General features: G+C 72.5%; 18 protein-coding genes and 1 pseudogene. 15 read left to right on the top strand and 4 right to left on the bottom strand.

The window, feature by feature from the left end; all coding sequences use genetic code 11:
- Positions 1-80 precede the first annotated feature (80 nt).
- From AAH979_RS08445 to AAH979_RS08495, 11 genes and pseudogenes are all read left to right on the top strand, one after another.
- Positions 81-422 (top strand): TcmI family type II polyketide cyclase, encoded by a 342-nt coding sequence (locus AAH979_RS08445; protein ID WP_346257489.1) that lies wholly within the window; start codon positions 81-83, stop codon positions 420-422.
- A complete protein-coding gene (locus AAH979_RS08450; RefSeq protein ID WP_346257490.1) occupies positions 419-2,212 on the top strand; it encodes an acetyl-CoA carboxylase carboxyltransferase subunit alpha in 1,794 nt (597 codons plus the stop codon). The genes AAH979_RS08445 and AAH979_RS08450 overlap by 4 nt, the downstream gene beginning before the upstream one ends.
- A gap of 83 nt (positions 2,213-2,295) precedes the next feature.
- Entirely contained in the window at positions 2,296-2,919 is a 624-nt protein-coding gene (accB, locus tag AAH979_RS08455) for an acetyl-CoA carboxylase biotin carboxyl carrier protein (protein WP_346257491.1), read from the top strand.
- Positions 2,920-2,938: 19 nt separating this feature from the next.
- Entirely contained in the window at positions 2,939-4,441 is a 1,503-nt protein-coding gene (locus AAH979_RS08460; RefSeq protein ID WP_346257492.1) for an acetyl-CoA carboxylase biotin carboxylase subunit, read from the top strand.
- Positions 4,438-5,265: an SRPBCC family protein gene (locus AAH979_RS08465; protein WP_346257493.1), complete on the top strand. Its 828-nt coding sequence runs from the start codon at positions 4,438-4,440 to the stop codon at positions 5,263-5,265. The genes AAH979_RS08460 and AAH979_RS08465 overlap by 4 nt, the downstream gene beginning before the upstream one ends.
- Positions 5,258-5,635 (top strand): annotated as a pseudogene (locus tag AAH979_RS08470) (cupin domain-containing protein); the annotation flags it as partial. The gene AAH979_RS08465 and the pseudogene AAH979_RS08470, both read left to right, overlap by 8 nt.
- 185 nt (positions 5,636-5,820) lie before the next feature.
- The gene (locus AAH979_RS08475; protein ID WP_346257494.1) at positions 5,821-7,092 is read left to right on the top strand and encodes a beta-ketoacyl-[acyl-carrier-protein] synthase family protein; all 1,272 of its coding nucleotides are present in this window, start codon (positions 5,821-5,823) and stop codon (positions 7,090-7,092) included.
- A complete protein-coding gene (locus AAH979_RS08480; RefSeq protein WP_346257495.1) occupies positions 7,089-8,342 on the top strand; it encodes a beta-ketoacyl synthase N-terminal-like domain-containing protein in 1,254 nt (417 codons plus the stop codon). The genes AAH979_RS08475 and AAH979_RS08480 overlap by 4 nt, the downstream gene beginning before the upstream one ends.
- A 28-nt stretch (positions 8,343-8,370) precedes the next feature.
- Positions 8,371-8,685 carry an antibiotic biosynthesis monooxygenase family protein gene (locus tag AAH979_RS08485; RefSeq protein WP_318396411.1) on the top strand — a complete coding sequence of 105 codons (315 nt, stop codon included), beginning with the start codon at positions 8,371-8,373 and terminating at the stop codon, positions 8,683-8,685.
- A 118-nt stretch (positions 8,686-8,803) separates the two neighbouring features.
- Complete coding sequence (locus AAH979_RS08490) at positions 8,804-10,228, top strand: BNR repeat-containing protein (protein WP_346257496.1); 1,425 nt, start codon at positions 8,804-8,806, stop codon at positions 10,226-10,228.
- A 147-nt stretch (positions 10,229-10,375) separates the two neighbouring features.
- Entirely contained in the window at positions 10,376-11,455 is a 1,080-nt protein-coding gene (locus AAH979_RS08495; RefSeq protein WP_346257497.1) for a GDSL-type esterase/lipase family protein, read from the top strand.
- 207 nt (positions 11,456-11,662) lie between these two features.
- Here the strand turns inward: AAH979_RS08495 and AAH979_RS08500 are convergent, their stop codons facing one another.
- Together AAH979_RS08500 and AAH979_RS08505 are read right to left on the bottom strand one after the other, a co-directional pair.
- Positions 11,663-11,908 (bottom strand): hypothetical protein, encoded by a 246-nt coding sequence (locus AAH979_RS08500; RefSeq protein ID WP_346257498.1) that lies wholly within the window; start codon positions 11,906-11,908, stop codon positions 11,663-11,665.
- Positions 11,909-12,004: 96 nt separating this feature from the next.
- Positions 12,005-12,310 carry a hypothetical protein gene (locus tag AAH979_RS08505; protein WP_346257499.1) on the bottom strand — a complete coding sequence of 102 codons (306 nt, stop codon included), beginning with the start codon at positions 12,308-12,310 and terminating at the stop codon, positions 12,005-12,007.
- A 251-nt stretch (positions 12,311-12,561) separates the two neighbouring features.
- On the opposite strand from AAH979_RS08505, the gene AAH979_RS08510 reads away from it, so the two are divergent.
- Positions 12,562-13,356, top strand: a complete 795-nt coding sequence (locus AAH979_RS08510) for a helix-turn-helix transcriptional regulator (protein WP_346257500.1) — start codon at positions 12,562-12,564, stop codon at positions 13,354-13,356.
- Positions 13,347-13,535 carry a DUF397 domain-containing protein gene (locus AAH979_RS08515; RefSeq protein WP_346257501.1) on the top strand — a complete coding sequence of 63 codons (189 nt, stop codon included), beginning with the start codon at positions 13,347-13,349 and terminating at the stop codon, positions 13,533-13,535. Before AAH979_RS08510 ends, AAH979_RS08515 begins: the two co-directional genes overlap by 10 nt.
- 51 nt (positions 13,536-13,586) lie before the next feature.
- Here the strand turns inward: AAH979_RS08515 and AAH979_RS08520 are convergent, their stop codons facing one another.
- On the bottom strand, positions 13,587-15,296 hold the full coding sequence (locus tag AAH979_RS08520) for a glycoside hydrolase family 43 protein (RefSeq protein ID WP_346257502.1): 1,710 nt from the start codon (positions 15,294-15,296) through the stop codon (positions 13,587-13,589).
- A gap of 389 nt (positions 15,297-15,685) precedes the next feature.
- On the opposite strand from AAH979_RS08520, the gene AAH979_RS08525 reads away from it, so the two are divergent.
- Positions 15,686-16,681, top strand: coding sequence for an MBL fold metallo-hydrolase (locus AAH979_RS08525; RefSeq protein ID WP_346257503.1), 996 nt, complete (start codon positions 15,686-15,688; stop codon positions 16,679-16,681).
- Positions 16,682-16,729: 48 nt separating this feature from the next.
- The gene (locus tag AAH979_RS08530; RefSeq protein ID WP_346257504.1) at positions 16,730-17,392 is read left to right on the top strand and encodes a DUF4232 domain-containing protein; all 663 of its coding nucleotides are present in this window, start codon (positions 16,730-16,732) and stop codon (positions 17,390-17,392) included.
- 123 nt (positions 17,393-17,515) lie between these two features.
- Here the strand turns inward: AAH979_RS08530 and AAH979_RS08535 are convergent, their stop codons facing one another.
- Positions 17,516-18,937 carry a glycosyl hydrolase family 18 protein gene (locus tag AAH979_RS08535; protein WP_346257505.1) on the bottom strand — a complete coding sequence of 474 codons (1,422 nt, stop codon included), beginning with the start codon at positions 18,935-18,937 and terminating at the stop codon, positions 17,516-17,518.
- Between the last annotated feature and the right edge of the window lie 141 nt (positions 18,938-19,078).

Below are 19,078 nucleotides of genomic sequence, written 5' to 3' on the forward strand. Positions count from 1 at the left end.
GCCGGGGGAGAGGCTCTTGTCGCGGCCGGGTGCCGGAGTCACCCATCCGGATCGCGGGAATCGCCCAGGGAGGCTGCGTCATGGATCGCTCACTGATCGTCGCGAAGGTCGTGCCGGCCGCCGAAGGACAGGTCGCGCAGATCTTCGCCGAGTCGGACCGGACCGAGCTGCCCCGACTGGTGGGCGTACGGCACCGCTCGCTCTACCGGCTGCACGACCTGTACGTGCACCTGATCGAGACGGAGAGTCCGGGTTCCGCCGCCGTGGAGAACGCCCGCCGACACCCCGAGTTCGTCCGGGTCAGCGAGCGGCTGGCCCCGCACGTCACGCCGTACCTGGCGAACTGGCGGGTGCCGGCGGACGCCATGGCGCGCTGCTTCTACCGCTGGGACGCCCCGACCCACCTGGGGGTACGGCGATGACCGGGGACACGCCGACCGGCACCATCCCGCGCCGGAGCGGGTACGCCGGCCTCGACCAGCAGCCGTGGACCCGCTGCCGCTCCTGCCCGGCGCTGCTCTACCGCAAGCGGCTGCGGCGCAACCTCGACGTCTGCCCGGAGTGTGGTGACCACCGCCGGCTGGACGCGCCCGAGCGGATAGCCCAGCTCGTCGACCAGGACACGTTCCGGCAGTTGCCCGGTCCGGCGACCCAGGTCGACCCGATCGGGTTCGTCGACTCGATGCCGTACCCGCAGCGCCTCGCCGCCGCCCGGGCGGAGACCGGCCTGGCCGAGGCGGTGCTCTGCGGTACCGCGACGCTCGGCGGGTACGGCCTGGTGCTGGCCGTGATGGACTTCCGGTTCCTCGGCGGCAGTCTCGGCTCGGTCACCGGGGAGCTGATCACCCGGGCCGCCGAGCACGCCCTGACCAACCGCCTGCCGCTGTTGCTGGTCACCGCGTCCGGTGGCGCCCGGATGCAGGAGGGCGTGCTGGCGCTGATGCAGATGGCCACCATCAGCCAGGCGATCGCCGCGCTGCGCGAGGCGGGGCTGCTGACCGTCAGCCTGGTCACCGATCCCACCTACGGCGGAGTGGCCGCGTCCTTCGCGACCTGCACCGACATCGTGCTCGCCGAGACCGGTTCCCGGCTCGGCTTCGCCGGTCCCCGGGTGATCCGGGAGACCATCCGGCAGACGCTGCCGGCCGACTTCCAGACCACCGACTTCCTGCTCCGGCACGGCCAGGTCGACATGGTGGTGGAGCGGCGGGCGCTGCGGGCCAGGCTGCGCTGGCTGCTCGCCGCCGCCGCGCCGGCCCCGGGCCGTCCGGCCCGGACGGCGCCGACGCCGGACCGTGCGACCGGAGCGCCGCCGCCGAACGGCCTGGCGGGCGCCGCGGCCGGCCCGGCCGCCCGGGCGTGGCGCGGGGACACCGGCCCGGACGACTGGACCGACGCCTGGCGGATCGTCCGGTCCGCCCGGCACACCGGCCGGCCGACCACGCTGGACTACCTGGCCACCGCCTTCGACGGGTTCGTCGAGCTGCACGGTGACCGGCTCGGCGTCGACTGCGCGGCGATCGTCGCCGGGCTGGCCCGGCTCGGCGACCGGTACGTCGCCGTGGTCGGGCACCAGAAGGGACACCAGCCGAGGGAGCTGCGGGCCCGCAACTTCGGGATGGCCAGCCCGGCCGGCTACCGCAAGGCGATGCGGGTGATGCGACTCGCCGCCCGCCTGGGACTGCCGGTGGTGACGCTGATCGACACGCCGGGCGCCTACCCGGGGGTGGAAGCCGAGCAGCAGGGCCAGGCCGCCGCGATCGCCGAGAGCATTCTCGCGATGACCGGGCTGCCGATCCCGGTCGTCGCGGTCATCATCGGCGAGGGCGGCAGCGGCGGGGCGCTCGCGTTGGCCGTGGCGGATCGGGTACTGATGCTGCGCAACGCGGTCTACTCGGTGATCAGCCCGGAGGGCTGTGCCGCGATCCTCTGGCACGACCGGGCCGCCGTGCCGCAGGCCGCCGACGCGCTCCGGCTGACCGCACCCGATCTGCTGCGGCTCGGGGTCGCCGACGAGATCGTCGGCGAGCCGTCCGGGGGTGCACACCGGGATCCCGCCGCCGCGGCCCGACTGCTCCGCCGGGCGCTGCTGGAGAACCTGGCGCCGCTGCTCGACGTGCCCGCCGGGGAGTTGGTCCGGCGTCGTCGTCGGCGTTTCCGCCAGTACGGTGCGGCGGCCAGCGTGCTGCCGTCGGAAGCGGGTCCGGCGTGACCGCCGCGGCGATCCCCGAACAGCCGGGCCCGGGCGGACCGGCGCGACCGGCAGCGGGAGAGCGGGCCGCCGGCGACGGACGCGTGCCAGGGCCGGACGTCCCGGACAGCCGCCCGGTACGCCCGGACGCCCCGGACGGCGCGCGGGATCGGGGCGACGCCACCGGGCAGTCCGACCGGGGCACGGAACCGCCCGTGCCGGCCGACCGGCGGGCGGAACCGGCCGTGCCGGCCGACCGGGGCACGGAACTCGCCGAGCTGCGCCGGCAGGCGGGCCGGCTGCTGGCCGAGACGGCCGGACCGGTACGCCGGATCCACCTGCGCAGCGGCGACACCGTGCTGGAGATCGAGTGGTCCGGCGTACCCGGTTCGCCGGGACCGGCCGACGCACCCGGCCACGCACCTGCGGACGCCGCCACCCGTACCGCGTCGCCCACCGGCGTCGATGGGATCGCCGACGGTGACAGCCGCCGGACCGTCGTCGCGCCGATGGTCGGCACCTGCTACCGGGCCGCCGAACCCGGCGGCGCTCCGTTCGTCGAGGTTGGGGACAAGGTGGAGCCCGGTCAGGTGGTCTGCATCGTCGAGGCGATGAAGCTGATGAACGAGGTGGTCGCCGACCAGGCCGGCCGGGTCGCCGAGGTGCTCGTCCGGGACGGCGAGCCGGTCGAGTTCGGGCAGCCACTGATCGCCCTGCTACCCGCGTGACTTCCAGGACGGTGCGGCGGTGTTCGAGAAGATTCTGATCGCCAATCGTGGCGAGATCGCGCTCCGGGTGGCCCGAGCCTGCCGTGAGCTGGGCGTACGTACCGTGGCGGTGTACTCGGTCGCGGACCGGGACTCGGCCGTCGTCCGACTGGCCGACGAGGCGGTCTGCATCGGGCCGCCGGAAGCCCGGCAGAGCTACCGCAACGCCGCCGCCATCGTCGAGGCGGCCCGCCGGACCGGGGCACAGGCCGTGCACCCGGGTTACGGGTTCCTCTCCGAGGACGCCGACTTCGCCGAGATCTGCGCCGACAACGGGCTCGTCTTCATCGGACCGTCGCCGGAGGTGATGCTCGCACTCGGCGACAAGGCGCGAGCCCGGGCGCTGATGCGGGAGGCCGGGCTGCCGCTGCCACCGGGCAGCCTGGCGACCGTCGAGACGGCGGCGAGGGCGCGCGACGTCGCCGACGAGATCGGCTATCCCGTGATCATCAAGTGCGCCGCCGGAGGCGGTGGACGCGGGATGACGGTGGTCTGGTCGGCCGACGAGTTCGGCCCGGCGTACGAGCGGACCAGGATCGCCGCGCAGGCGGTCTTCGGCGACGACCGGGTCTACCTTGAGCGGTACCTCGTCCAGGCGCGGCACGTCGAGGTGCAGGTGCTCTGCGACGGATACGGCAACGGCGTACACCTGGGCACCCGGGACTGCTCGGTGCAGCGGCGGCACCAGAAGCTGGTCGAGGAGGGCCCGGCGCCCGCGCTGTCGGCCAATACCCTCGACGCGCTCGCCGGGTCCGCGCTGGCCGGCGCGTTGCGCGCCGGGTACACCGGGGCCGGGACCTTCGAGTTCCTGGTCGACGAGGCCGAGCGGTTCTCGTTCATCGAGGTCAACTGCAGGATCCAGGTCGAACATCCGGTCACCGAGATGATCAGCGGGGTCGACCTGGTGCACGAGCAGTTGCACATCGCGGCCGGGGTGCCGCTGCGGCTTCGCCAGGAGGACGTCCGGATCTCCGGTGTCGCGGTGGAGTGCCGGGTCAACGTCGAGGACCCCGACCGGGGGTTTGCGCCAACCCCCGGCCGGTTGAGCAGGTTCGTCCCGCCGAGCGGGCCGTTCACCCGGGTGGACACGCACGGCTACCCCGGCTACCTGGTGGGGCCGTACTACGACTCGCTGCTCGCCAAGGTGGTGGTCTGGGCGCCCGAGCGGGATCTGGCGCTCGGCCGGATGGAACGGGCGTTGCACGAGTTCGACGTCGAGGGGCCCGGCGTACGCACCACCATCCCGTTCCTGCGCCGGGTGCTCGACGACGCGGGCTTCCGCAAGGGGAGGTACTCGACCGGACTGGTCGACCGGCTGCTCGGCGGCGCCGAACCGCCGCCCGACCCGGTCCGGGCCGGTTCCGCCGTTCCCGAAGCCTCCGCCGCCGCTGCCGTTCCCGCTGCCGCTGCCGTTCCCGCTGCCCCTGCCGTCGCGCGGAGCGCCCTACCCACGACCGCCAACCATCCGAGGAGGAGCAGATGAGTGTGAGGCACGAGGAACCGACGTGGACCGGGCCGACCCAGCGGGAGCCGGTTCCGGCGCCGGTGACGGCGGCGGAGATCAGCGCGATCCTGGTCCGGCACTGCGGGCTGGACGGCGCCGCCGCGGCCGCCGCGCCGAACGCCTCGCTGGAGGAACTCGGCATGGACTCGCTGGCGCTGCTCGAATTGCAGGCGGTGGTGGCGGACCGCTACCGGGTCCAGCTTCCCGAGGAGGCCGGGCGGCTCAGCATCGTGGAGGTGGCCGAGGTGGTGGCCCACCAGTACCAGCCGGCAGCGGCTCCCGCGCCCGGGGCCGGCCGGCCGGGCCACACCGAGAACGACGTGCTGATCGCGGCCCCGTTGCCACTCGTGTGGGAGCTGACCAACGACGTCGCGGGCTGGACCGGGCTGTTCACCGAGTACCAGTCGGTGGAGATCATCGAGCAGCGCGGCGGCACCGTACGGTTCCGGTTGACCATGTATCCCGACGAGAACGGGGTCACCTGGAGCTGGGTCAGCGAGCGTACCGCCGATCCGGTGCGCCGGGAGGTGCACGCCCACCGGGTGGAGACCGGACCGTTCGAGTACATGCGGATCCACTGGCGCTACGCCGAGGTGCCGGGCGGCACCCGGATGACCTGGACCCAGGATTTCGAGATGCGCCCGACGGCGCCGGTGACCACCGCCCAGATGACCGACCGGATCAACGCGAACAGCCGGGTCCAGTTGGACATCATCCGGGACAGGATCGAGCGGATCGCCGCCGAGCTGGAGGCGACCGCGCCGGCACCGGCCGCGTCGACCGCCGGGGCCGGCGATGAGTGAGCCGGGCCGCCGGTTGGTGGCCGCCCGCGACATCGCTCCGGACCGCCGCCGAGGTGGCGAGATCCGGGTACTGCTCGGCCCCCGCACCGTGGGCAGCGCGTCGGGTTTCCTGGGGGTGGCGAACCTCGCCCCCGGCGAGCGGATCGCCGAGCACTACCACCCGTACAGCGAGGAGTTCCTCTACGTCGCCCGGGGTGCGATCGTGGTGGACCTGGACGACGAGCCGGTGCCGGTCGGCACCGGGGAGGCGCTGTACGTGGCGGTGAACGTCCGGCATCGGCTGCGCAACGTGGCCGACGAACCCGCCGAGGTGGTCTTCCAGCTCGGTCCGCTGGCTCCGCGCCCGGAACTCGGGCACGTCGACACCGAACCGTCCGCCGCCGAACCGTCTGCCACCGACCCGGCGGCCGGTCGGCCCGGGGCCGGTGTCCTGGCGGCACGGCCGGACGGTGCCGACCGGATGGCGCGGAGAGCTGGCGTGGAGCGGGTGGCGCGGCCCGACGGTGCGGGCCGGGCGGCGGCGGGCGCGGTGGCCGCCGGGCCGGAGACCGGGCCGTGACCCGGCGCCGCAGCGTGGTGACCGGGATCGGAGTGGTCGCGCCGGGCGGGGCGACCCGGGACGAGTTCTGGGCGGCCATCACCGCCGGGCGCACGGCGACCCGCCGGATCAGCTTCTTCGACCCGTCACCGTTCCGCTCCCAGGTGGCCGCCGAGTGCGACTTCGACCCGGTCCGCGCCGGGCTCGGCGTCGCCGAGCGACAGCGCGCCGACCGGTACGTCCAGTTCGCACTGGCGGCCTCGATCGAGGCGCTGGCGGACAGTGGGCTGGAGCTGACCGACGCGCTGCGGGAGCGCACCGGAGTGGTGCTCGGCTCGGCGGTGGGCGGCACCATGCTGCTGGAGCGGGAGTACGTGCAGGTCAGCGACTCCGGTGCGGACTGGCTGGTGGATCCGAACCGGGCCGGCCCGTTCCTCTACCAGGCCCTGATGCCGAGCAGTCTCGCCGCCGACGTCGCCTGCCGGCACGGTACGCACGGTCCGGCCCAGGTGGTCTCCACCGGCTGCACCTCCGGCATCGACGCGATCGGCTACGGCCAGCAGCTCATCTCCGACGACGAGGCGGACGTGGTGCTGGCCGGCGCCTCGGACAGTCCGATCTCGCCGGTCACCGTCGCCTCGTTCGACGCGATCAAGGCGACCACGCCGGACAACGACGATCCGGCGCACGCCTCGCGGCCGTTCGACCGGGACCGGCACGGGTTCGTACTCGCCGAGGGCGCCGCCGTGCTGGTCCTGGAGGAGGCGGAGCACGCCCGGCGGCGCGGGGCGCGGGTCTACTGCGAGGCCGCCGGATACGCCAACCGGAGCAACGGCTACCACATGACCGGGCTGCGTCCGGACGGTGTGGAGATGGCGCTGGCCATCGACGACGCGATGGCGCAGGCCCGGTGTGATCCGACGGACGTGTCGTACGTCAGCGCGCACGGCTCGGGCACCCGGCAGAACGACCGGCACGAGACGGCCGCCTTCAAGCGGGCGCTGGGCGCGGCGGCGTACCGGGTGCCGATCAGCTCGATCAAGTCGATGGTCGGGCACTCGCTCGGGGCGATCGGTGCGATCGAGATGGCGGCCTGCGCGCTGGCGATCGAGCACGGCGTGGTGCCGCCGACCGCGAACTGGGCCAACCGGGACGCCGAGTGCGACCTGGACTACACGCCGAACACCGCCCGGGAGCTGCCGGTGCGGGTGGCGCTCTCCGTCGGTAGCGGCTTCGGCGGATTCCAGTCGGCGATGGTCTTCACCCGCTTCGACGGGCCGGACCGGTGACCGGTCGGGCGGGCGGGGACGGGGTACGGCGGGCGGTGATCACCGGGATCGGCGTGGTGGCGCCGAGCGGGATCGGCGCGGACGCGCACTGGAAGTGTGTGCTGGCCGGGCAGAACCGGATCCGGCCGATCACCCTCTTCGACCCGGAGCGCTATCCCAGCCGGCTGGCCGGTGAGGTGGCCGACTTCGACGCGCTGCACTACGCCGACAACCGGCAGTTGGTGCAGACCGACCGGTGGACGCACCTCGGGTTCGCGGCGGCCCGGCTCGCGCTCGCCGACGCCGGACTGCCGGAGACGGCCGACGATCCCTACGGGTACGGGGTGACCCTGGCCAGTTCCTCCGGCGGCAACCTCTTCGGGCAGCGGGAACTGCAACGGCTCTGGCGCGGCCCGGCCCGGACCGTCGGGGCGTACCAGTCGATCGCCTGGTTCTACGCGGCGAGCGTCGGTCAGCTCTCGATCCGGCACCAGTTCAAGGGCCCGTGCGGGGTGCTCGCCGCCGAGTCGGCCGGTGGGTTGGACAGCCTGGCGCACGCGGTACGGCTGGTCCGGCGCGGTACCCCGGTGGTGCTGGCCGGCGGCACCGAGTGCCCGCTGAGCCCGTACGCGCTGACCTGCCAGATGCGCAGCGGACTGCTGAGCACCTGCCCGGAGCCGGCGTTGGCGTACCGGCCGTTCGACGTGGCGGCCAGCGGCTACGTACCGGGGGAGGGCGGGGCGGTCTTCGTGGTGGAGGACCTGGCGCACGCCCGGGCCCGGGGGGTGCACGGCTATGCCGAGGTGGCCGGCTGGGGTGCCAGCCACGACGCCCGGCACACCGACCGGCTCGCCGCCGGAGACCCGGTGCAGTACGCCCGGGCGATCCGGCTCGCCCTCGACCGGGCCGGGGTGGCGCCGGCCGAGGTCGACGTCGTCTTCCCGGACGCGCTCGGCGTGCTCCGCTACGACCGCAGCGAGGCCGAGGCGCTGCGGGCGGTGTTCGGGACGCGGCCGCCGCCGGTGACCACGCAGAAGCCGCTGACCGGTCGGGCGCACCAGGGCGGGTCGGCGCTGGACGTGGCGACCGCGCTGCTCGGCATCCGGCACGGGGTGCTGCCGCCGACCGCCGGGCTGGACCGTCCGGCGCCCGGTTGCGAGCTGGACTTCGTTCGGGAGTCCGGACCCCGGCGGGTGGACGTGGCGCTGGTCGGGGCGCGCGGATTCGACGGTTTCAACAGCGCCGTGGTGGTCCGGCGCGGCCCGGCGTAGGCCGGGGAGCTTGCAGAGGAGGACCGGGATGTCGAAGGCCAGGGTGCTGTTCCTGATCCGGGTGCCGCGCGAGCGCACCGAGGACTTCCTGAAGGCGTACGAGCAGATCCGTTACCAGGTCGCCGAAGGGGTGCCGGGGCATCTGGTGGACCAGGTCTGCGAGGCGTCGAGCGATTCCGAGCAGTGGCTGATCACCAGCGAGTGGGAGTCGCTGGCCCACTTCGAGGCGTGGGAGCGCAGCCCCGGGCACCGTGAGCTGGCCGCGCCGCTGCGCGCCTGCATCACCGAGGCCCGGTCGATCCGGTTCGTGGTCCGGGAGGAGACCTCGGCCGGCCGCCGCTGACCCCGGCCACCCTCGTGCCGGGTGGGCGGGACCGACAGCTTTCAGATTGATGGATGTAGATGTAAGTTGAATCCATTCATCTGAGAGCGCCCGGTGGCGCCCGGCGCGAGGAGAAGCCATGCCCGTCCCGTCGTCCCGTCGGGCCGCCCTGGCGGTGTCACTCGTCCTCGGGGTCGCCGTCGCGGCGGCGGTCCCGCCGGGCCCGGCGGTCGCGGCGGCCCCGGGCGTGACCCGGCTCGGCGACACCCAGCTCGACCCGAGCGCGCTCTACTTCGTCTCCTACGACGGGCTGGTCAACAACAACTCGTACGGCGACGGCATCGTCAGCCACGCCGGCTACCAGTACGCGGCCTGGTACACCTCGACCCGCAACGCCGTCCTCGCCCGCCGGCAACTGCCGTCCGGGGCGTGGCAGACCCTCCAGTTGCCGCACCGGTTGACCACCAACGACTCGCACAACTCCATCGCGCTCGGCATATCCCCGGGCGACGGCCGGCTGCACGTCGCGATGGACACCCACGACAGCGAGATCCACTACGTCAAGTCCGAGGCCGGGCTGGTCTCCGCGCCGGGCTCGCGGAGCTGGCTGGCCAGCCGGTTCGGCAGCGTGCAGCGCAGCCTGGACGGGGTCGGGCTGGGCGCGATGACGTACCCGCAGTTCCGCCTCGCGCCCGGCAACCGGCTCCAGTTCAGCTACCGGACCGGGCGCTCCGGCAACGGCACCAACGAACTCGCCGAGTACGACGGCTCCACCTGGCGCCGGCTCGGCCGCTGGCAGTCGGCGACCGGCTCGTACAGCGCGAACGGCGCCACCAGCACCACCCGGAACATGTACCTGCACGGACTGACCTACGGTCCGGGTGGCCGGCTGCACGCCGCGTTCACCTGGCGGGAGGGCAACTCCGCGGTCACCTGCAACAGCGGCGGCCTGACCAACCACGACACCGGGTACGTCTACAGCGACGACCAGGGACGGACCTGGCGCAACAACGCCGGAACGGCGGTCGGCACCACAAACTCGGGCAGCCTGGTGTCGATCTCCAGTCCGGGGCTGGTGGTCGACCCGCTGCCGCCGAACTACGGGCTGATCAACCAGGAGAGCCAGGACGTCGACTCGACCGGCAACCCGCACGTGATCATCAGCTACGTACCCGGCCGGTTCACCTCGTGCGTCACCTCGTACGCCTCGGCACGCCGGGCCAACGGCCGGGCCTTCCACCTGTTCCGCAACTCGTCCGGGGCCTGGCGCAAGACGGAGATCCCGGTGCCGCTGAACGCGACCGGCCGTTCCCAGATCGTGCTCGACGCTGCCGACAACGCCTACGTCGTGCTGCCGTACGGCCGGATCGTCACCGCCAGCCGGGCCAGCGGCTACACCGACTGGACCGTACGCTTCGACGGCGCCGGGCTGAACGCCTTCGGTGAGGTGATCGTGGACCGGACCCGGGTGGAGAGCGACGGCGTGCTGTCGATCCTCTACCAGCGCGCCTCCAGCGGCACCACGCCGTCCCCGATCCGGGTGGTCGACTTCCGGCTCGGCTGACGCCAGCGGCCGTGACCCGCCGCTCGCCCGTTCGGCGCACCTGACGGCGCGTTCGCCGCTGCGGCGTGCGCCCGACCGTCAGGCGCGCACGTCGGCACATTCAATGGAATCGATCGAAGGTGATGGATGCATTGGAGGTGGGTGCCCATGTCGGCGACCCTGCGCCGGTGTGCCGGTGTGCTGCTGGCAGCCGTACTGGTGACCGTGGCGATCCTGCTGCACACCGGCAACCGGGTGGAGGCGGCGGCCGGGGTCCGGGTGCTGCCGCTCGGCGACTCGATAACCGACGGCTTCAACGTGCCGGGCGGATATCGGATCGACCTCTGGCAGAAGGTGGTGGCCGGCGGCTACACCGTCGACTTCGTCGGTTCCCAGGCCAACGGCCCGGCGAGCCTCGGCGACCGTGACCACGAGGGCCACTCCGGCTGGCGGATCGACCAGATCGACGCCAACATCGTCAACTGGCTCAACACCTACCAGCCGCGCACCATCCTGCTGCACATCGGCACCAACGACATCTTCCAGAACCGCGACCTGCCCAACGCCCCGAACCGGCTGGCCGCGCTGATCGACCGGATCACCACCACCGCGCCGGAGGCGAAGCTGTTCGTCGCCACCATCGTCCCGGCCGGGTCCGCGAGCACCGACGCCCAGGTGCGCAGCTTCAACGCGGCCATCCCGCAGATCGTGCAGACCCGGGCGAACGCCGGCCGGCAGGTCTACCTGGTCAACATGTACGCCGCGCTGACCACCGCCGACCTGGCCGACGGCGTGCACCCCAACGCGACCGGTTACAGCAAGATGGCCACCACCTGGTACAACGTCCTGCTGGCGGTGCCCGGCAGCCTTACCGACGGCGGCAGCACCCCGACCCCCACGGCCACGCCCAGCACCCCGCCGACCGGCGGTCCCACGACCCCGCCGACCAACCCGCCGGCCGGCTGCACCGCAACGGTCTCGCTGAACTCCTGGAACGGCGGCTTCGTCGCGACGGTACGGGTCACCGCCGGCTCCGCCGGCACCACCGGCTGGACGGTCAACGCCACCCTGCCGTCCGGCACCACGATCACCAACGCCTGGAACACCCAGCGCAGCGGCAGCAGCGGCGCCGTCCAGTTCACCAACGTGAGCTACAACGGACGGATCGCCGCCGGGCAGTCGACGGAGTTCGGCTTCCAGGGCACCGGCAGTGGCGCCGGTCTGACGCCGAGCTGCGTCGCGAGCTGACCGCCGCGCGAGGCGCCGGACACCGGTTCCGGACTGCTCGTCCGAACCGTGTCGATCGCGACCCGCCGGCGTCTCGACCCGACCCACCTGTCCCGGGCAGGACCCGGGGCAGGTGGGTCGTTCGTGCGAGCCGTCACCGGTGAACCCTTCGAGTTCCCCGTCCGGTCCGCCCTGGCCGGAGTTGATGTTGGTTCAGGTGGAGAGTGGTCAGTCTGGTGGGATCCAGTCGAGGAATCGGGCGGTCAGCGCCGCCGGGTCGGCGCGCGGCTGGTCGGTCAGCGCGACGACCAGCCGGCTGGTCAGATGATGGCGCAGCCCTCCCGGGTTGTCGCGGTACATGGCCAGCAGCACCAGTCGGGCCCGGCTGCACGGCCACGGTGCCCCACAGGCCCGGCACCGGAACAGCGGACGGGTGTGGGTGTGCGCCCGGAATCTCGCGTACGGCCGCAACATCACGAGTCGGCCCGCCCCGAGGATGGTGAGCTGATCCGTACTCCTTCCAGGCGGCTGAGTTCGACCGCTGCCGTCACCATGCCGGGCACGGCCGGCTCAGCCCGGCACGCGTCCGGCATGTCGTGACCGGGCGGCCGGCGGGGCCGCCAGCCGGGCGTTCCGGCCCGCCCTCCGGCCGACCGGCCGCTGGTTGCCGGCCCGGACCCGGGCCGGCGGCACCGCCGACACCAGGTCGGTTTCCGGGTACGCGGCGCGGTCCAGCGGCGGCACCGTCGGCGCGTACGGCACCGGCACCAGGTCGACCGAGTCGGGACAGCGCCAGCGGTAGCCGCAGCGGCAGTACCGCCACAGTCGACGCCAGTCCCGTCGGTGTTGCGGACTGATCCGGTGTGCTCGTTTCATCTCGTCTCCCGTCGCCGAATGGGAAACGGGGGCGGCGTCGTGATATTTCCAGCGCCCCGACACCGCCCCCGTCGGCAACACCCGCCCGTCCTTTGATTGTCTCGGCTTTCCGGATCCGGCCGGGTGTGCTCTCCTTCCACCCTGGACGACCAGGCCGTAGCCTCGGTAGCGAAATCGAGTCATCGGGGTGGGCTCGACAACCTGCGGGGAATCGCGCCTCCCGATCGGGGAATCCTGGGGGAATCATGGGAATGTCGCCGCTGGAATTTCTGCTCCGCGAGTTGCGACGGCGTCGGGTGGCCGCCGGCCTGACCCAGACCGCACTCGGTGAACGGGTCCATTTCTCCGACACGCACGTGAGCGCGGTGGAGACCGGCACCAAGCCGCTCAAGCCCGACTACCTGCGGGCGGTCGACGCCGAACTCGGCGCGGGCGGGCTGCTGGTCGAGATGTGGGAGGAGCTGGTCCGGGACGGCACGGCACCGGCCTGGTTCCGCGACTGGCTGGAGATCGAGCGCCGCGCCATCGCCCTCCGCTGGTTCGGACCGGCGTACGTCCCAGGACTGTTCCAGACCGAGGCGTACGCCCGCGCCACCCTGGCCGGCGAGCGACTCACCCCGGACGAGGTGGACCAGCTCGTCGCCGCCCGGCTGGACCGGCAGTCCATACTCACCAACGAGCGCCCGCCGCTGATCACCGCCGTCCTGGACCAGGCGGTGATCGAGCGGGGCGCCGAAGAGGCCAGGCCGATGATGGCCGAGCAGTTGGCCCGGATCGTGGCCTGCGCGCAGTTGCCGAACGTGCAGCTCCAGGTGGTGCCGACCCGGGTCGGCATGTATCCCGGCTACGGCGGGCCGTTCATCCTGGCCGACCTGCCGGACAACCGGCGGGTGGGTCACGCGGACAACCAGCTCGCCGCGCGAATCGTCGACGGGGCCGACGAGATTGCTACCCTCGTCGGAAGATGGGAGCAGATCCGGGGTTACGCGCTCCCGGTGGACCAGTCACTAGAGCTGATCAAGAAGGTAGCGACGTCATGGAGCTGACCGGCGCCGTCTGGCGCAAGAGCACCCGCAGCGGCAACAACGGCGGTGATTGCGTGGAGGTGGCCCGCAACCTGCCCGGGGTGGTCGGCGTACGGGACAGCAAGGACCCGCAGGGGCCGGCGCTGGTGTTCGGGTCGGCGGCCTGGCGCGGCTTCGTCCAGGGCCTGTCGGCGCGCTGACCGCACCGGGGGTGCGCCGGTCCCCGTGCTCGCTGGCGTTGTCGGCGAGGATCAGCCAGGCTCGACGACCCTCCGGTACGTCGCGTCGTCGAAGTCGGCGTACGCCCCGTCGGCACCCAGATCCTGCACCCAGAGCCCGACGAAGGCGCCGGTGAAACCCCACGCCTCCGGCTCGCCCTCCCCGGTGCTCCTCGACGTGTACTCGTCGGAGAGGATCGTCGCGTCCAGCGCGACGGGGAGTCCCTGCCACTCGTCGCCGGGCTCGGCCCCCTCCGATGTGGAGCGGAACGAGTAGCCGAACTTGACGAGCGGGCCGTCGAGGTGCACGCGCAGGCGTACCCGGTCGACCCCGGTGGCGTCGACCCGGCATCCGGGGTGCTCGACCAGTCGACCCGTGTCGCAGGAGAGCACGTCCAGCACCCGACGGCCGTCGTCGGCCACGCTCAGGTAGAGGTAGTGCCAGTTGCCGCTGTTGTAGTACGCCGTGATGCCGGCGAGCTGCCGGAAGGTGCGCGGCCGGAACTCCATGGTGGCGTCGAACACGCAGTGTTTGGCGGTTACCCGGCGGGCGACGATGCTCGGGCGCTGCCGGCCCACCGGGGACTGCCCGCCGTAGACGCGCAGGTGCGACGGCCGGGCGTCGAGCCGTACCCAGTCGGGGGTGGCCGGGCGGCGCAGGGTCGACCAGTCGGGTCCCAGCACCGCAGCGTCGAAGTCGTCGCGCGCGACGTACCCCTCGGGCCGGTCCCCGGCGGTCCCAGCCGGACGGTGGCCGGACGTCGTCGCGCCGACCGGTGCCGGCACGGTCTCGGCCGGAATGCCACCGTCGATGCGCGGCCAACCGGCCTCGTCCCAGGTCACCGACTGGATCGCCGTCTCCCGCCCGAGCACGCACCGGCCCAGCGGCGAGTACGGCCGCGCGACCAGGTGCGCCATGAACCACTGCCCGTCCGGCGTGCACACCAGGCTGCCGTGCCCGGCCTTCTGCAACTCCAGGTCCGGGCGCCCGGCGGAGGTGAGCAGCGGTCCACCCGGTGCCACCTGGTAGGGGCCGGTCAGCGCCCGGGACCGGGCGACGGTGACCTGATGCGTCCAACTGGTGCCGCCCTCGGCGGTGACCAGGTAGTACCAGCCGTCCTTGCGATAGATCCGCGGCGCCTCGGTCAGCCCGGCAGCGGTACCCTCGAAGATCATCCGCTCCTCGCCGACGAGCCTGCCGGCCGCCCGGTCGTACCGCTGGAGCTGGATGCCGGCGAACCGGTTCCGCCCCGGGCGCCAGTCGGCGGCCATGGAGAGCAGCCAACTGCTGCCGTCCTCGTCGTGGAACATCGACGGGTCGAAGCCGCGCGCGTGCAACGCCACCGGGTCGGACCACGGCCCGGCGAGGTCGGTGGCGGTGGTCAGGTAGTTCTGCGAGTCCCAGTACCCCCCGGCGAAGCTCGACACGTCGGTGAAGACGAGATAGAACATGCCGTCCCGATAGCTCAGGTCGGGTGCCCAGACCCCGGCCGAGTCGCCGGCACCGCCGAGGTCGAGCAGCCGGCGTTCGGTGAGGATGCCGCCGAGCGGTCGCCAGTGCACCAGGTCGGTGGAGTGGTGCAGGCGTACCCCCGGATACCACTCGAAGGTCGAGGTCGCGATGTAGTAGTCGGAACCGACCCGCAGGATGCAGGGATCCGGGTGGAAGCCCGGCAACACCGGATTGCGGATCAGGCCCTGCTCGCGCAGCACGGCCCCCGGTTCTGTTCTCGCGGATGTCATGTCGTCCCTTCCCCGTGGCCGGAGTCCTCGTCCGGCGTCAGCCAACCGCAATCATGCACATCAACATCCAGGAATGGGATCCCGCCGCCGAGACTTCGACAGCGCCGTCGCGGCGGGTCGGCCCGGAGGGATCGACGACGTTCCGTTCCGGGGCTGGCCGGGCGTGCCGGATCGGCGCGACCCTCCGACGATCTTCCGAGCCGCTGACGGCTTTCCACACCGCCGCTACCAGCGCTGATATCCGAACAGATATCGGCGGATCGCCCGATGGTCTTGGACGGCGCGGGTCGGCCGGTGATTGGGTTTCCGCACTCGACCGCCCGGTCGGGGCGTGACCGCGCTGCCCAGGCGCACGCACGCCCGGCCGGGCCCGATCGGAGGGGAAACTCATGCCCGAAACTCGACTCGACCGCCGGGGCCTGCTCCGGACCGCCGCCGTCGGTGCCGCCGCGACCGGGCTCGCCGCCACCGCCTCGCCGGGACTCGGCACGGCCGCCGTCGCCGCGCCACGCCCGGCTCCGGCCGGTCGCACCAGGTCGCGGGGTGCCCGCGCCGCCGCGACGTTCCGCTGGTTCGGTACGGCCGGGTGGCGGATCGACATCGGCACCCGGACGGTACTGGTCGACCCGTACCTGAGCCGGTACAAGACCGGACTCTTCGAGGGCGGGGCGGACCTGGCCACCCCGCTGACCGTCGCCACCGCCACCGTCGACGAACACGTGGGCCGGCCCGAGACGGTACTGGTCACCCACTCGCACTGGGACCACTTCAACGACGTACCGCACATCGCGACGACGACCGGGGCGCGAGTGCTCGGCACCATGACGACGTACCAGCTCGGCCTGGCCTCCGGCATCCCGTCCGGGCAACTGGGGCTGGTGAAGGGCGGCGAGGTGCTCGACTTCGGTGACTACACCGTCGAGGTGGTCGCCTCGCTGCACAGCCGGAACGCGGCGTACTCGATCGGCATCCCCGGACTGCGACTGAGCCGGCCGCCGAAGCCCGCCACCGTCGCCGACCTGCCGGAGGGCGACACCCTCGCCTATCAGTTGACCGTCAAGGACGGTCCGGCGGTCTTCTTCCTGGGCGCCAGCGACTTCGTGGAACGCAACGTGACCGGGCTGCGGCCCGACATCGCGATGATCGCGATGGCCGCCAGCACCTCCACGCACGAGTACCTGCCCCGGCTGCTCGCGGCGCTGGACTATCCCGAGATCGTGGTGCCGGTGCACTGGGACAACTTCGAGACCGAGTTGCGGAATCCGCCGCCGATCGCGCCGGCCGACCGGCCGCGGTTCGAGGCGATGCTCACGGCGATCCGGAGGGCGGCGCCGAGGAGCCGGATCGTCGTTCCGGAGTACCTGACCGGCTACACCTTCGGCTGACCGGTGCCGCGCGCACGCACCCGCCCATCCGCGATATCGGGATTGATATTGTTCCTGCTCAGCAGCCTGCCCGCACCGAAACAGGAGCCCGGCGGCGTACTCGACGAGACCCCGCAGGGGTCAGGAAGGCAGCGCATGACGATCGGCGTCCCGCCGTCCCACCCCGGGCGGATGCGCCGGCTCGGCACACTGCTCGGCGCGGCCGCGCTACTCGCCGCGTGTGGTACGCCGAGCAGGCCGCCGATACCGGAGCCGACCCTGACCGCCGATCCGTCGCCGACCGCCGTCGAGTGTCCCGACGGCTTCCTGATCACCGCCGGTGAGGTGGAACCCGCGCTCGGCCTGCGGGCGCTCGGGATCGAGCTGCGCAACTGCGGCACGGCTCCGTACCGGCTCGACGGTTATCCGGCGGTGCGGGTGCTGGATCAGGAGCGGCGGGCGCTCGATGTCACGGTCGGCAACGGGTCGGCGCCGGTGAGCAGCCCGGACAGCTACGACGTGCCACCCCGGCCGGTGGTGCTGCGGCCCGGCGAGACGGCGAGGGCCCGGGTGCTCTGGCGGAACACCGTCACCGAGTCCACCGAGCCGGCCACGAACGCGAGCTATCTGGAGATAACGCCCGCACCCGGCTCACCGGCCCAGCTCGTCGCGCCGCGGGGCGGGATCGACCTGGGCAGCACCGGCCGGCTGGCGGTGAACGTCTGGCGGTGAAGTCGGGCGGTGAAGTCGGGCGGTGGACCTCTGGCGGTGAACCTGCGGCGGCGCGGGACAGGACCGGCTGGACACCATCCGGCCCGGCCGCTTGTGGCGACCGGGCCGGATGCGGTGCCGGGATCAGGCCGGAAGCCGCCAGACCTGGTTGGCGCCGCCGAAGCAGTCCCAGATCTGTAGCCGGGTGCCGTCGGCCGAGCTGTTGTCGGTGGCGTCCAGGCACTTGTTCGAGGCCGGGTTGCGCAGGGTGCCGTTACTCTGCGCCTGCCAGACCTGCGCGCCGGTGCCGTTGCAGTCGTAGAGCTGCACCTTCGCGCCGTTGTTGGTCGCGGCGGCGGTGATGTCGGCGCACTTGCCGAGCGCCCGCAGGGTGCCGTCGGTGCCGACCGTCCAGCGCTGGGCGTCGCTGCCGTTGCAGGTGTAGAGCTGGATCGCCGTGCCGTTCGCGGTGGAGGCCGCCGCGACGTCGACGCACTTGCCGCCGATGCCGGTGATCTGGCCGGTCCGGCCGCTCGGCGGCGGGTCGCCGCCGCCCATCACCGTGTCGTAGATGGCGCTGACCAGCGAGGTCGCGTTGTTGGTGTCCTGGGACAACTCCCAGTTCATCATCCCGCCGGCATTGGCCATCGCCCACTGGGTCTTGCGCTTCACCGTCGGGATGCCGTTGTAGCACTGCTGCGCCCCGCCGGCCGTGGTGCAGTCCCGGTTGGCGTTGGCCGGGTCCATCGCGACCAGAGCGGAGTAGGTGTAGTAGCCGGGCCGGCTGTAGAACGGTACGCCGAGCACCGCCTTGCTGGCCGGCAGGCCGCGCGACTTCCAGCCGTTCACCGCGTTGATCGACCAGTCGTAGTTGGCGTGCGGGCTGCCGCCGTCGTACGCCATGATGTTCAGCCAGTCGACGTAGCCGAAGACGGCCGGCTGCACCCCGTTGACGGTACCGCCCTCGGAGACCACCGCGGCGGTGAGCAGCTTGCCCCGGCTGCGGAGCTGCCCGCTGAGCTGCTGCATCAGCGCGGTGAAGTTGTTCGCCGAGGTGCCGGAGTCCGGGTACTCCCAGTCCATGTCGACACCGTCCAGGTTGTACTGTGTCACGAAGCTGATCACGCTGTTCACGAACGTGGTCCGGCTGGAGGCGTTGGACGCGAGTGCCTCGAAGGCCGAGTCGTCCCCGTTGTTCCAGCCGCCGATCGCGATCGACACCTTGACGTTGCTGCTGTGCGCCCGCGACACCAGCGAGGAGAGCTTGCTCGGGTTCTCCACGGCCCGCAGCGTGCCGTTCGCGTTCGGCAGTACGAACGCGTAGTTGATGTGGGTCAGCTTGTTGTACTGGATGGCGTTGACGTCGCCGGCCCAGCTCGGCAGGTAGCCGACGCTCTTGAAGTTGTTGGGCAGCACGACGGCCTCGGCGGGGGCGAGCGGTGCGAGCGCGATGGCCGTGCCGGTCGCGGCGGTGGCGAGCGCGAGTGCTCCGGTGAACAACCTGGACCGGATGCCGGGGCGGCGTCCCGGCGGGCGGACCCGCTCGGCGCTCAGGGTAGGTGACATCGACGTTCCCTTCTGTCGCAGGCGCCTCAGCGGCTCGATCCGACCTGGTGGGGGTGGGGTCGCTGCGACACCGGCGGGGCGGCAGCGAGATGCGGCGCCGGCACCGGGCGAAGCGGGATCGGGATCGATGTTGCTGAGTTG

The organism is Plantactinospora sp. ZYX-F-223, from assembly GCF_039649625.1.
Lineage (GTDB): Bacteria > Actinomycetota > Actinomycetes > Mycobacteriales > Micromonosporaceae > Plantactinospora.

Bases quoted from the DNA above. Each gene is read 5' to 3' on its own strand.
- AAH979_RS08520 (WP_346257502.1), bottom strand. From the start codon at position 15,296: ATGACATCCGCGAGAACAGAACCGGGGGCCGTGCTGCGCGAGCAGGGC.
- AAH979_RS08485 (WP_318396411.1), top strand. From the start codon at position 8,371: ATGTCGAAGGCCAGGGTGCTGTTCCTGATCCGGGTGCCGCGCGAGCGC.
- AAH979_RS08450 (WP_346257490.1), top strand. From the start codon at position 419: ATGACCGGGGACACGCCGACCGGCACCATCCCGCGCCGGAGCGGGTAC.
- AAH979_RS08510 (WP_346257500.1), top strand. From the start codon at position 12,562: ATGTCGCCGCTGGAATTTCTGCTCCGCGAGTTGCGACGGCGTCGGGTG.
- AAH979_RS08495 (WP_346257497.1), top strand. From the start codon at position 10,376: ATGTCGGCGACCCTGCGCCGGTGTGCCGGTGTGCTGCTGGCAGCCGTA.
- AAH979_RS08535 (WP_346257505.1), bottom strand. From the start codon at position 18,937: ATGTCACCTACCCTGAGCGCCGAGCGGGTCCGCCCGCCGGGACGCCGC.
- AAH979_RS08445 (WP_346257489.1), top strand. From the start codon at position 81: ATGGATCGCTCACTGATCGTCGCGAAGGTCGTGCCGGCCGCCGAAGGA.
- AAH979_RS08465 (WP_346257493.1), top strand. From the start codon at position 4,438: ATGAGTGTGAGGCACGAGGAACCGACGTGGACCGGGCCGACCCAGCGG.
- AAH979_RS08500 (WP_346257498.1), bottom strand. From the start codon at position 11,908: ATGTTGCGGCCGTACGCGAGATTCCGGGCGCACACCCACACCCGTCCG.
- AAH979_RS08515 (WP_346257501.1), top strand. From the start codon at position 13,347: ATGGAGCTGACCGGCGCCGTCTGGCGCAAGAGCACCCGCAGCGGCAAC.
- AAH979_RS08525 (WP_346257503.1), top strand. From the start codon at position 15,686: ATGCCCGAAACTCGACTCGACCGCCGGGGCCTGCTCCGGACCGCCGCC.
- AAH979_RS08490 (WP_346257496.1), top strand. From the start codon at position 8,804: ATGCCCGTCCCGTCGTCCCGTCGGGCCGCCCTGGCGGTGTCACTCGTC.
- AAH979_RS08505 (WP_346257499.1), bottom strand. From the start codon at position 12,310: ATGAAACGAGCACACCGGATCAGTCCGCAACACCGACGGGACTGGCGT.